Genomic DNA, 13,010 nt, shown 5'->3' with positions numbered 1-13,010 from the left:
GGCACGAGCGGTGACCAGGGCAATCCGCCCGCGTTGTCCGGCCGTGGCGGGTCCCCGCTCCACTCCACCCGCCTCTGCCGCCCTCGGGACGGTGGCATGGCGAGCGTTTGGCGCCATCGGCACCGCCGAGATCCGAACCACCCACCGACAGAGATGCCGCGGAGGGAAGCCAGCGTGACGACGGAGCCATTGACCGACTGGTCGCAGGACCACCGAGAGCAGCACTTCCACAGTGTGATCGGCGGCGGCTGGCTTCGCATGCCTCCGCCCATGCTGGGGTTGCTGCTGGCGGCCCTCACCGGAAAGGGGAGGCCCTTGACGCGGGGAGAACTGTGCCCATTCGTGCGCAACAGCGCCAACCCTTCCGGTGATTGGCAGGCCTCCTGCTGGGAGGACGGAGGCGAGCGTACTGGGAAGGACTTGGCGGATCTGCGGGCGGCTCAGGCCACTTCAGCCCGATATGCGGCTCACTACGGGTTGCCGCCGCTGTCGACGCTCGACGACATACTGACCCTCATGATCGCTGCCGGGCTCGTTCACGAAATCCCCGACGCGGATGGTCAGATGCGGCTGTACCCCACGTTTCCGCTGCCAGGTCGTCACGAGGTCTTTCCCCTGGACGACGAGGAGTTGAGCGTGCAGCAAGCGCTAAGCCGCCACCATGCCTATGGGGGCGACTCGTCCCGGATCATCGCCTTGTTCGAACCGACGGGCCTGCGACACCAGGAGATCACCACAAGTCTCGACCGCCTGGCACGGGTGATCGACGGCCATTCGCACGATGCCCGTCAAGCGGTCCTTCTCCTTCTGGAAGGACCGGACTTCACGGCCACCATGGATATCTCCGAGATTTCTCCGCAAAAGGTTTTCCAGCTCCGCTGCGACTGGGACACGTTCCACGAGCACCGCATCCGACGCGAGCGGCACGCACGGACCGGGGCCACTGTCCTCCCTGATGGGCATGACAGCTCCTGAGAGGGGACGTGTGGGGGAACACCACATCACGAGTGGGCGGCAACCGGGCCCGAGGAGCCCATGCCGCCCGGCGTGGCGGTCAATGCCTCCTCGTCACTCGGTGAGGACGAGACCGACGTTGTGTCCGCCGAACCCGAACGAGTCGGCCGACGCTCAGTTCCCCGTTTTGGCCTTCACAGCGGTTGCGAGTTTACGTGCGTTCTCCTGGGCCGTCTGTATCGCTTGAGAGCGGGCATCAGTGCAGCTGGAGAAAATGATGTCGTGGCCGATCCGGGAGACGACTGCGGTGTGCCCCATGACAGTGTTGACATCAGAGGTCATGTCGACTTCGAGGCTGTCGTCGCCCGGGCCCGGCAGTGGTTTCGTCGCTGCCGTGACGGTGATCGGTGATCCGTCGGTGTCCTTGAAGGTGGAGCAGCCGCGCGCGTACTTCTTCAGGCGGTCCATGGCGGTCCAGGCGTCGGCGCTGCGGTAGGAGTCGATCTCCTCGAGGTATTCGTCCTGCGCGGAGTTGGCGAAATAGGAGCCGGCATATGAGGCGGGCCCGACGTTGGAGGCCTCGGACCACGTAGTGCTCATGAGCCATTCGCAGCGTGCTTTGACAGGCTTGCTGAACGGACCGCCGAAATGGGTACCGCTGTTTACCGGGTACCCTTTCTGCACCTTGTACCCTTTGCCTTTGGGCAGGTCGCCGACCGAGAGCAGCAGGGTTGACAGGTCTTCCCCGGTCCATACGTCGTGGTCTGGATCCGCGGACTCGGCGGAAGCCCGCGCGGGGGCCTCGGTAGCCTTCGGGATCGAGGAGGATGAGCACGCACTCACGCCGACCGCAAGCGCCGACAACGCCCCGCCGATGACAAACCCTCTGGTCGTTCGACGGAACATGGCTCCCCCCGGGGTCAGCTGACAGAGGCAGATCATAAACGCATCCTCAGCTCGCCGCCGGGCAGAGACTCAAGACGGCTTTTTCGGCAGTCATGAAGTCATTTGCCGATGGGTTTGAACGGGGCTCGGATCCACGGACGGGTGATGGTCGATGTGCGCGGATGGCGAAGGTCGAACTCTACGCGGCGATGCGGCGTGACCATCGTGGCGGCATGTCGGCCGATGCTACCGCCTCACCAGCACCCGAGCGAGGAACCCGCTGGCTTCTTGGTGTTCACGTCCAGCGAGCTTCGTGGGGTGGGGCGGCTGCGCGGCCAGTGGCGTATCCAGTGACGGGGAGACGTCTGTGATCATGTGAGCCATGGTCGGCGGCCGAATGACGCGGACCACAGTCGTGCACCCCTCCGCGCCCCGCGTGCTATGGCGCTGAGACCTGACTGGAGGAGCCATTGAGGGCTCAGCCCGACCACGGGGGCACCGTTCCCCCACGGCAGCCTCCTCAACTGGCTCGCGAGTATGGGCTGCGTGGGCCGGTTGTTCTTCACCGCAGCCGGTCATGAGCGCCACGCCGAACTGGTGGAACCCCGGCGGCACTTGACCCGCTGACGCTCCCGGGACGAGGGGCGCAGGAGCGGTCACTTCCGCTTTGCTTGTCGCACCTTCAGCGTAAGAGCATGTTCGCGTCACGCTGGGTTCGAGTAGAGAGACACCGGTCCATGAAGCACGCTGCGCGCCACAGATGGATGGCTCTCCTTGCCCCGGCCGCGGCCCTCGCAGCCGCCGCGCCGTTCGTCGTCCCGGCTCTGGCGGGCGCAACCCCGGCTCCGGCCGCACGGGCAGCCGTGCAGATCGACGACCGCCAGCAGGTACTCGACGCCGTCGCCGATCAGATCACTCAAGGGTTCTCCGAGTCCGACCGGGCCCGAATACCCGGCTTCGCCGACATCGTGGTCGACCCCGACCACAACCGCCTTCGCCTGTACTGGAAGGGCACCCCGCCCGAGCGGGTCCGGCGCATCCTCGCCCATCTGCCCTCCGGGGTGACCGCCGAGGTCACTCCCGCCCGCTACTCCAAGGCCGAACTCCACGCGGCGCGCACGAAGTTGCTGCGCGGCCGTTCCTCGATGAATCTGCGGATCGCAGGGGTCGCGGCCCCCGTCCACATCACCAGCATCGCGCCAGCGGTGGACGGCAGCGGTCTGGAGGTCGGCTATGACAGCACAGCCGGTCGGGCGAACAGCCCCATGGCGGTCACGGAGGAAAACGTTTCGCGGCGGGTCGCGGCGGCCACCGACCGGCTGGTGGGGTTGCACACCGTCGCGATACACCGGCTGCAGAGCGTGGACCTGGCCTCCCGGCAGCACGACCGCTCGCCCTGGACCGGAGCGTCGGCGCTGAGCAACCCCACCGGCGGCATCTGTTCCGGCTCCTTCAGCGTGAAGAACGCCGCGGGTGGGTACATGCTGATGTCCGCTTACCACTGCGGCTCGGCCGCCGGCGGCCGGTGGACCACCTGGTGGGGCGGCGACCTGGTCGGCACCACCGACGCCTCCCAGCGGTCCGCGCAGGACGACGTGGTGGGCATCAAGCCGGCGTCGCAGTGGACCCGCGGCTGGCTCTATGACGGTCCTGCAAGCCGCACCGACGGCTACGCCAAACCCGTCGTCGGCTGGGGCCACAACAACGTCGGCGACTACGTGTGCACCGACGGCGCCAACGGCGGCGTGCACTGCGGTGTGCGGATCGCTCAGACCGACATCGGCGTCACCGGACCGAACCACGTCTACCGCCCCGATGTCGACCTCGCCTACGCCACCTCTGCGACTCCGGGCGGTGTCGCGGCGATCAACGGCGACAGCGGAGGACCGGTCTTCGCGAGCGTCCGCAACCACACAGCCGATGAGGCGCGCGGAATGATCACAGCTCTCGATCGAACGGTCACCTGCCCGCCCGCATACAACAGGGACACCGTGCTCGACGGTCACCGCAGGACGCCGTGGTGCGTGGCGGGCGTGTACTACGTGCCGATCGGTCAGACCCTGCACGACATGCACTGGACGCTGGTCACAGGCTGACCACCCATGGGCCGGCCGCGTGGCGGAACACGTCCCCGCCGAGCGAGCCGTGGGGCGGATCGCGGCGGAAACGATCAGCCCTTATCCGCCGGGCGTGCCCGCTGTGGCGCCTGGCGAGGTGATCACCGAGGCGGTTGTGGACTACCTTCGCAGCGGGGTCGCACACGGGGTTCTCATTCCCGACGCGGCCGATCCCTCGCTGGAGACGTTCCGCGTGGTCGTCCGCGACTGAGAGCGCGACTGAGAAGGGGGCCGTCCGTCGGCCGGGCGGCCCCTTCCGTCGGCCGACCGGGCCACCGCGCCGTCACCGTCCGGCCGCAGCCGCCTCCCGGTGCCGGGCCCACGCCTCCTCGCGCAGGTCCGCACTGTGCAGGACGTCCGCGGCGGTGCACGCCAGGGCCTCGGCCGCTGCCAGCATCACCTCGCGGGCCCGCCCGGAGGCAGAGGCCGCGGCGAACTCCGGGGTGTGGTCCGATCCGTCCGCGTCCATGACGGCGACGAAGGGATGGATGGCGGGCAGCCGAACGCTGACGTTCCCGATGTCGGAGGAGCCCAGATGGACGCCGGGGACCGGTGCGGTGAGGTCGATGCCCGCGCGTGCCAGGTGTGCGGCGAACCGTTCGGACAGCACCTCGCTGTCGCGGAAGTGGTCGTAGCGGACGGTCGCGCGTTCGACGGTGACCCTGGTGCCGGTGGCCAGAGCAACGCCCTCCGCGCAGGTGCGCAACTGCTCGCCCAGGTCGTCCAGCGCCCGGCTGGTGGCGGCGCGCAGGCCGAACAGTCCCTCGGCGTACTCGGGGACGATGTTGGTGGCGGTGCCGCCGTGCGTGACGATGCCCCGGATGTGGGAGGCCTCCGGCAGCCGACGGCCGAGCGCGGCCAGCACGTTGAACAGTTCGACGAGGGCGGCGAGCGCGTCGATGCCCTCGGTGGGGTTGCCCGTCGGATGGGCGGCCCGCCCGTGGAAGCCGACCCGGTGCTGCTCCTGTGCGGTGAGCGGCGCCCGCCTCCAGCTGTACACGCCGGGATGGAACATCAGGGCGGCGTCGACACCGTTGAACACGCCCGCCGCCACCTCCAGCGCCTTGCCGCCCCCACCCTCCTCGGCCGGACTGCCCACCGCCAGCACCGCGCCGCCGAGCGCGTCCAGCACGGTATGCACGGCGAACGTCGCACCGAGGCCCGCCGCCGCGATCAGATTGTGCCCGCATGCGTGACCCAGCCCCGGCAGGGCGTCGTACTCCAGCAGCAGCGCCACGGTCGGCGGGCCCTCGCCCGAACCCGCGGTGAAGGCGGTCGGCATCCCCGCCACCTCTCGCCGTACGACCAGTCCGGCGCGCTCCAGCTCGTCCGTCAGCAGGGCCGCCGCGTGGTGTTCGGCGAAGGCGTACTCGGGGTCGGCGTGCAACGCCAGGGCGACGTCCCACAGGACATCGGCCCGGTCGGCGACCTCCCTGCGGATGCGGGAGTACACGGCTTCGGGCGTGCGGGACACGGGGCCTCCAGACGGCGGACGGGGTTGCTCAGCGGGCCGGGTTCCACAGAGCGGGTGCGCGACACCGCCGTACGGGGCCGTCCACGCATCGACCCCTCGGAGGGGGCGCCGAAGGTGCTCGAAGCGACCGGAGAACGACTTCCACTTTCGGCCGGCGAGGCAGGCGGCCAGTGAGCGGGGCCGTCCAACTGCCCGGACTTGGCCTAGACCAAGTTGACATGTACGCTCACAGAATCTTGCACTGCGGCACACCCCAGCACGGCTCCCCACGGTCGCGCACGAGGAAGGTCCCCCGCATGACGCCCTCCCGCACGCAAGTTCCCCGGCTCCGCGCTCTCACCAGGCTGCTCGCCCTGTTCGCCGTGCTCCTCGGTGTCCAGGCCGGCCCCTCCCACAGCGCCCACGCCGCCGCGTCCTTCAACGTGATCGCCTTCTACGACGGCACCTACGACGCGGCGCACATCAGCTTCGACCACGAGGCCAACGCGTGGTTCCCGCAAGCAGGCGCACAGAACGGCTTCTCCTACACCGCGACCACCGACTGGAGCCGGCTCAACACGTCGAACCTGGCGAACTACCAGGTCGTCATGTTCCTCGACGACTACCCGCACACCGCCGCGCAGCAGTCCGCCTTCCAGACATTCCTGGCGGGCGGCGGCGGCTTCATCGGCTTCCACGTCTCGGCGTACAACGACAACACGAGCGACTGGCCCTGGTACCACAACACCTTCCTCGGCACCGGCACGTTCCGGAGCAACTCCTGGGGGCCGACCTCCGAGACGCTGCAGATCGACGATCCCGGCCATCCGGCGACCGCGGGTCTGCCCGCCACCATCACATCCTCGGTCAGCGAGTGGTACAGCTGGCAGAACGACCTCCGGCAGAACCCGGACATCGACATCCTGGCCTCGCTGGCCCCGTCCACCTTCCCGGTCGGGACCGACCCCAACCAGACGTGGTACAGCGGCTATTACCCGATCGTGTGGTCCAATCGCCACTACCGGATGGTCTACAACAACTTCGGCCACAATGCCATGGACTACTCCACCAACACCGCCCTGTCGTCGACGTTCGCAAGCGCCCAGCAGAACAAGCTGCTCCTGCAGGAGATCAAGTGGGCAGCGGGGCAGTCCGGGCCGGTGACCCCACCGCCCGCGAACGCCACCGGCCCCATCCACGGGTATGGCGGCAAGTGCGTGGACGTCGCGGGCGGTGGCACCGCCAACGGCACTGCGATACAGCTCTACGACTGCAACGGCACCAACGCGCAGAACTGGACGGCGGGCAGCGCCGGTACGCTCAGCGCGCTCGGCAAGTGCATGGACGTGACCTCGGCCGGCACCGCCAACGGCACCAAGGTGCAGTTGTACGACTGCAATGGGTCGGGCTCACAGGTCTGGCAGCCCGGCGCGAACGGCTCCCTGGTCAATCCGCAGTCCGGCAAGTGCCTGGACGCGACCGGGCCCAGTTCGGCCAACGGCACCCGCCTGCAGATCTGGTCGTGCACCGGAGCGGCCAACCAGAGCTGGACCCTGCCCTCCTGAACAGGGAGGCCCGGCGAGTCGATGGGCTTGCCGGGCCCGAAGGGGGCAGTCGGCCGTCAGCCGCAGGAGTCGTCGTCCTGTTCGGGAAGACCGCGTCGGTTGCGGAGACGATGACGCCGCCCCGGGTCTCGGGCGTCATATGCGGCTGAGGGAGATGCCGTGTGGTCTGGTCGACTGCTGATGCGCCTCGGCGCAGCCGCCTTGCTGGCCGAGTTGTCAAAGTGCTTGCTGCGGGATCGGGAGCGAGCGGAGCGGTGGCCCTTGATCGACGCGGACGGGCTTCATAGCCTCGCTCGATGGGACATGACAACCTTCCGACCCTTGAACTCGCCTTCCCCGGTCCGGAACGTGACCGTGGTGTGGCGGCGATCCTGAGCGGTCAAAAGACCGCGCTCACGGGCCTTCTGGAGATCTACGAACACGCCGGAGAGGCAGTACCGGTGACCGGCCAGCGCTTCTCGGTGCTTGATTCCGAAGGTCGTCCGGCTGTCACGATCGAGCTCGTCGACGTGCGCGTCGTTCCCATGAAGGAGATCGACGACGACTTCGCGCGAGCCGAGGGACGCGGTTATTCCGACGTCGCCGAGTGGCGGGCAGCCCACGAAGAGTTCTTCCGGAGCGATGGCGTGAGCGAGTGCCTGGGACGCTCCCCGGTCATTGATGACGACACTCTTGTGGTTGCGGAACGCTTCCGAGTGGTCGAGTCGGACGACTCGGGTGGTCAGTGACCCGCCTCCGACTCGAGAGAGCCCGGGAGGTTCAGTGGGACAGGTCCTGTGGGTGCTGGGTCAGCTGCTGGGCATAGCCACTCGTTGACGGCTGTGACCAGCACGGTTGCCTCGTAACGAACGGCGAACTCGTCATATCGCGTTGCGACGGCTCGGTGGCGCTTCAGCCGGTTGATCACGGGCTGTACCCCATCCGCGCGATCCTTGGCTCAGTCGTGGCGGTCGAGGAGAGCTGGGTTTCCTGGTCAGTCGTTCCTGGGCGTGTCCGCGTGGGGTGCGGGCTCACCGCTGACCGCGTGCTCGCCTGACCCCTTGATGAGTTTCTGGCCGGTCCGCCGCACCGGCTCTGTCCGAACATGTTCCGGGCACGGGCGCGGACCGGAAGGGCTCGACGGAACTCGGCGGGCGGCCCGGCCGGCGTCTGTGCGCGAAACTGCGCCTGCACGGCCGGCGCACTGCACCGCATAAGGGTGCCTTGCAGGCGCGGCTTCTGTCCCTTACAGAGCCGAGGCTACGGGCATGTCCAGGCCACGGGCCGCGACGAGGCGTGCGGTCCCGTCGGCCAGGTTGTAGCACAGGCCCACCACAGCGGCCCGCCCGGCGGCCACCCGCTCGGCCAGGAGGCGGGAACGGTCCATCAGCAGGTCGACGGTGTGCCCTATGTGCTCCGCGAGGATCTCTTGGTCACTCACACGTCCGGCGGCCCTCGCCGCCAGCACACTGGGAGTAACTCTCTCGACGACGTCCCGGATGTAGCCGGCCGGCGCCATGCCGTCCTCCAGCGCGGCACACGCCGCGCCGACCGCGCCGCACGAGTCGTGGCCGAGGACCACGACCAGAGGGCAGTCCAGGACGTCGACGCCGTACTCGATGCTGCCGATCACTTCCGGGCCCATGACGTGGCCGGCAGTGCGCACTACGAAGAGATCGCCCAGACCGCGATCGAAGATGATCTCGGCGGCCAGGCGGGAGTCGGAGCATCCGAACAGCACGGCGAACGGGCGCTGGGACGGAGCGACCTCGGTGCGGCGGGTGGCGTCCTGGTTCGGGTGCTCCGGGGCACCCGCGATGAACCGCTGGTTGCCGGCCAGCAGCAGCTCGAATGCTTCACGGGGGGTTGCGGCCTGGATCTCTGTCATGGCCGCAGGGTACGGCCGACCCGGCAGAAGCGCGCGGTCGGGTCCACGATCGACGGCCTCCGCACCCCCGTGGCCGGCACGACCGGACGCGGGCAATGTCCCCCTCGGTCCGCCTCCCCGGTGCGCTGCGCAGCTGTCCAGCCCATACCCGACTGCCCGCACCGCCTGGCCAGGCGTGAGCCTCTTCCCGCGACGCCGTCACACACGACCCAACGGACACCGCCGCGGGGCAGGGGTGCACCCCGCTGCCCACGAGCGAGCTCGGCGGGCGCAGGAGCTGGACCTTTCGTAGATTGAAGAGCGAGCGACTGGCAGGGAATGCCTGTGACACCGAAGATCGACTACACAGGGGTGTTCGCAGCCCTTCCGAGCCCGTGCCTGGTGCTCGGCACGGACCTGGTGATCGCCGATGCCAACCCGGCCTTCTGCGAGGTGACCAGGCGGAGTCGGGCCGAGCTGCTCGGGCAGTACCTCTTCGACGCCTTCCCGAACAACCCCGCCGACCCGGAGGCCGACGGGGTGGCGACGCTGAAAGCCTCACTGCACCGTGTCCTGTCCTCCGGCCAGACGGATCACATGGCGTTGCAGAAGTATGACATCCCGGTCGCCGGCAACCCGGAGGTGTTCAAGGAGCGGTGGTGGACCGCGATCAACGTGCCCGTCCTCGGTCCAGACGGAAAGGTCGACTGGATCATCCACCGGTCCGAGGACATGACCGACGTCGTCCGCGCCCACCGCGCGGCGCACCTGCCGTCGGTGAGACCCGGCCGGGAAGCGGCCATGGAAGCCGAGCTGTACGCCCGGGCGCGGCAGTTGCAGCAGCTGAACGAGGAACTGCGGCAGGCCCACGCCCGTGAACGGCGCATCGCCGTCGCCCTCCAAGAAGCGATGCTCCATTCCCCGGACCTGGCCCGGCACCCCAATATCGCCGTGCGCTACCTGCCCGCGACCGGATCACTGAACGTGTGCGGCGACTGGTACGACACGGTCGACCTGACCGCGGACCGCTTCACCGTCGCGGTCGGCGACGTGGTCGGCCACGGCCTGATGGCCGCCACCGTCATGGGCAGGCTCCGCAGCGCACTGAGCGCCGCCACCCGCACCGCCCTCGGCCCCGCCCAGGCACTGGAGGTCCTGGGGCTGTATGCCCGCTCGGTCGACGGAGCACTGGCCGCCACCGCCGTCCAGGTCCTCGTCGACTGCCGCAGCCAACTGCTCGTCTACAGCAGCGCCGGCCACCCCCCGCCCGTCCTGCTGCACCCGGACGGCACCTGCGAACTGCTCGACCAGGCCACCGACCCACCGCTGGGCGCCCGTCCCGAACACGTCCCCCGCCCGCAGGCCAACGCGACCTACACTCCCGGCGACACCCTCATCCTCTACACCGACGGCCTGATCGAACGCCGGGGCGAGGACATCGACGCCGGCTTGACCCGCCTGACCTCCACGCTCGCCACCTGCACCGACTTCGGCGCGGAGCACCTCGCCGACGCCCTCCTCGCCCGCCTCGACGTAGCCAGCGGCGCCACCGACGACATCGCCATCGTCGTCGTCCGCCTGGACCGAACGACCTGACCGTACTGATCATGCCCGATGCGGGACGGTAAATCGTCGGCGCCGGTGGCGTCCGGGATGAGGTGGGCGGGGCAGGGGATCGGCAATCGAGGCCTCGTACATCCTGGTGTACGGCCTCCTCCCGGAGGCCAACCAGGGAGCCATCGCCCACCCGCCGCTGCCCAAGGTCCCACAGCCGATGCAGCCGGGCCGTACGGCCGGCCAGCCGGGGGAGCGGAATCCATGTACGGCTCCGGAAAACCGGGCAGTGACCTGCCGGAGCCAAAGGGGGCTGGAAGGCGTCCTCGTTCCCGTGAGCGAGTACGACGGGGACAACGGTGCCAGATCCGCAACGGCGCAGCCGGGTTCATATGGCGCGGCAGCGACCGCGCCCTGATGCGGTAAGAAGCCCCGGGCCGAGGCCCCAGGGGGCTTCATGGTGGCGGTGCATTCCCGTCGGCATCAGCAGCCCGATCCGCGCCGGGCGCGGATCGCCCGACTCCGAGACCACGACCAGAGAGCGCCGGTCCTGCAGCACAGCAAACCTGTGAATCAACTCCGCATGGCAGTGGGGGGCTTGGGACGCGGCTGACGATGACGTGGCGTGGTCCCGGCACCGGATCCGGGGTTCGGCTCGGGCCAGACCTGCTGGCGGCGGCTGGAGCGGTGGCCGCCGCGGCAGTGCGAGCCGTCATCGGGGCCCCGGTCACGGAAACGCCGTGACCGGGGCCCCGGGATCAGGTACCGCGGAAGGCGCCGACCGCCGCTGGTTCCGGCACGGGAACACGATCCGGCCGCGCGTCAGGTCGTACGGGGGAGCTCCACCAGGCGGAAGACATGGGCCGATGCTCATCGCGATGCGGCAGCACCTTCCACGACGAAACACGCATGAGTCCTGACCGGAACGCATGAGGTGTCACGCAAGCGCGAGGTCAGGACTTCCACCGCACCGGCAGCTGATGCGGGCCCCGGATGAGCATGCCGGGGCGCCAGGTCAGCGCGGCCGGGTGGGCGTCGAGTGTGAGGTCGGGGCAGCGCTCCAGCAGGGCACGGATCGCGATCCGAGCCTCCATGCGGGCGAGCGGCGCGCCGAGGCAGTAGTGGATGCCGTGACCGAAGGCGACATGACCGCCTGCGGGCCGCCGGATGTCGAAGCGCGCGGGGTCGGGGAAGCGCGCCGGGTCACGGTTCGCGTCGGCCAGGGCCACGAGGACCAGCTCACCACCGCCGGGGATCACCGTAGTGCCGATCCGGATCGGTTCGGTGGTGAACCTGAACGTCGGCGTCTCCACCGGCCCGTCGTAGCGCAGCATCTCCTCCACGGCGTTGTCGATGAGCGTCATGTCCCGGCGCAGTGCGGCGAGTTGGTCGGGATGGGTCAGCAGGGCCAGTACGCCGTTGGAGATCAGATTGACCGTGGTCTCATGCCCCGCGACCAGCAGCAGCCAGGCGGTTCCGCGCAGTTCCTCCGCAGACAGCCGGTCACCGTCCTCGTCGGTGGTGCGGATCAGGGCGCTCATGAGGTCCTGGCCGGGGGCCTGGCGCTTGCGCTCCAACAAGTCGGTGAGATACCTGGCGACCTCATCCGTCGCCGCCAGCCGCGCCTCCGGGTCGGGATCGGTGAGGATCGTGCCGGTCCAGGCACGGAACGCCGCCCGGTCGAGCATCGGCACACCGAGCAGCTCGCAGATGACCGATATAGGAAGCGGGAACGAGAGCGCCTCGACGAGATCGGCCCGCCCATCCGGAAGCGCCACCATCACGTCGAGCAACTCGTCGGTGATCTGCCGCACCCGTTGCGAGAGCTGCTCGATCCGGCGCGGAGTGAACTCACGGACGACCAGCTTGCGCAGCCGTTCATGGTCTGGTGGGTCGGAGTTGAGCATGTGGGGCCCCGCAGACGGACTGGGGATCGGAAAGGACGGCGAGGCGTTCTCCCACTGCTTGGACAACCGTGGATCCACCAGCGCGGCCCGCCCGGCCTCGTACCCGACGACAAGCCAGGCCTCCGCACCCTCCGGAATCCGCACCTTGTGCACGGGGCCGCGCTCCCGCAGCGCTGCGTAAACCGGATACGGATCGCGGACGAAGTCCTCGCCCATCGCCACCAGATCGATTACCTCAGCTGCCGCCAACGCCTGCCCCCGTCTCCCGGCTCGCTCCGACGCTAGCAATGGGCGGCGCCTCGGCGAAGGACGCATTCAGCCGAACCTGGGCCGGTCGGTCCCCACGAGTCCATCCCTCAGGTGAGGGAAGCAGTGGTCCGACGCGGCACCAGCGTGGGCGAGAGTTTGACTTGGACCGTCGGCCTTTTGCGGTCGGCGATCCGATCGAGGAGGAGGCGGGCGGCGTTGTCGCCGATCTCGCGGCCGGCCTGGTCGACGCTCGTCAGTGAGAGCGGACCGAACGCGGCGAAGGTCGTGTTGTCGTAGCCGGCCACCGAGATGTCGCCCGGCACGGAGACCCCGGCTTCGGCGAAAGCCTCCAGCACCCCCATGGCGACGATGTCCGCACCGGCGAAGACTGCCGTGGGCCGACGGGCGCGGGCGAGCAGCTCCTTGGCGCCTTGGAGTCCGCCCTTGTACACAGCGACCTTGACGAGACCATCCCCGCAT

At 69.0% G+C, this 13,010-nt stretch carries 10 protein-coding genes and 1 pseudogene; 6 read left to right on the top strand and 5 right to left on the bottom strand.

All coding sequences use genetic code 11. The annotated features are described in order from the left end of the window. Positions 1-174 precede the first annotated feature (174 nt). Positions 175-975, top strand: coding sequence for a DUF6042 family protein (locus ACFYZE_RS28395; RefSeq protein WP_388999887.1), 801 nt, complete (start codon positions 175-177; stop codon positions 973-975). Between the two features lie 153 nt (positions 976-1,128). Here the strand turns inward: ACFYZE_RS28395 and ACFYZE_RS28390 are convergent, their stop codons facing one another. Further along, positions 1,129-1,860, bottom strand: coding sequence for a hypothetical protein (locus ACFYZE_RS28390; protein WP_388999884.1), 732 nt, complete (start codon positions 1,858-1,860; stop codon positions 1,129-1,131). Between the two features lie 743 nt (positions 1,861-2,603). On the opposite strand from ACFYZE_RS28390, the gene ACFYZE_RS28385 reads away from it, so the two are divergent. Next, on the top strand, positions 2,604-3,935 hold the full coding sequence (locus ACFYZE_RS28385; protein WP_388999881.1) for a hypothetical protein: 1,332 nt from the start codon (positions 2,604-2,606) through the stop codon (positions 3,933-3,935). A 25-nt stretch (positions 3,936-3,960) separates the two neighbouring features. After that, a pseudogene (locus ACFYZE_RS28380) lies at positions 3,961-4,167 on the top strand (ornithine decarboxylase); the annotation flags it as partial. Positions 4,168-4,239: 72 nt separating this feature from the next. Here ACFYZE_RS28380 and ACFYZE_RS28375 read toward each other — a convergent pair. After that, positions 4,240-5,430: an amidohydrolase gene (locus tag ACFYZE_RS28375; protein WP_388999878.1), complete on the bottom strand. Its 1,191-nt coding sequence runs from the start codon at positions 5,428-5,430 to the stop codon at positions 4,240-4,242. A 296-nt stretch (positions 5,431-5,726) separates the two neighbouring features. Here ACFYZE_RS28375 and ACFYZE_RS28370 point away from each other — a divergent pair, with 296 nt between their 5' ends. Next, positions 5,727-6,974 carry a ThuA domain-containing protein gene (locus ACFYZE_RS28370; protein ID WP_388999875.1) on the top strand — a complete coding sequence of 416 codons (1,248 nt, stop codon included), beginning with the start codon at positions 5,727-5,729 and terminating at the stop codon, positions 6,972-6,974. Between the two features lie 296 nt (positions 6,975-7,270). After that, complete coding sequence (locus tag ACFYZE_RS28365) at positions 7,271-7,702, top strand: ASCH domain-containing protein (protein ID WP_388999872.1); 432 nt, start codon at positions 7,271-7,273, stop codon at positions 7,700-7,702. Positions 7,703-8,199: 497 nt separating this feature from the next. On the opposite strand, the gene ACFYZE_RS28360 is transcribed toward ACFYZE_RS28365, so the two are convergent. Further along, positions 8,200-8,841, bottom strand: a complete 642-nt coding sequence (locus ACFYZE_RS28360; protein ID WP_388999869.1) for a carbonic anhydrase — start codon at positions 8,839-8,841, stop codon at positions 8,200-8,202. Between the two features lie 324 nt (positions 8,842-9,165). Here ACFYZE_RS28360 and ACFYZE_RS28355 point away from each other — a divergent pair, with 324 nt between their 5' ends. After that, a complete protein-coding gene (locus tag ACFYZE_RS28355) occupies positions 9,166-10,416 on the top strand; it encodes a SpoIIE family protein phosphatase (protein ID WP_388999866.1) in 1,251 nt (416 codons plus the stop codon). Between the two features lie 911 nt (positions 10,417-11,327). On the opposite strand, the gene ACFYZE_RS28350 is transcribed toward ACFYZE_RS28355, so the two are convergent. Further along, complete coding sequence (locus ACFYZE_RS28350; protein WP_389000127.1) at positions 11,328-12,497, bottom strand: cytochrome P450; 1,170 nt, start codon at positions 12,495-12,497, stop codon at positions 11,328-11,330. 140 nt (positions 12,498-12,637) lie between these two features. Continuing rightward, positions 12,638-12,982 (bottom strand): substrate-binding domain-containing protein, encoded by a 345-nt coding sequence (locus tag ACFYZE_RS28345; protein WP_388999863.1) that lies wholly within the window; start codon positions 12,980-12,982, stop codon positions 12,638-12,640. Positions 12,983-13,010: the final 28 nt, after the last annotated feature.

It is taken from the genome of Streptomyces sp. NPDC001796 (assembly GCF_042892355.1).
GTDB lineage: Bacteria > Actinomycetota > Actinomycetes > Streptomycetales > Streptomycetaceae > Streptomyces.
This window is presented reverse-complemented; position numbering and strand designations above follow the sequence as displayed.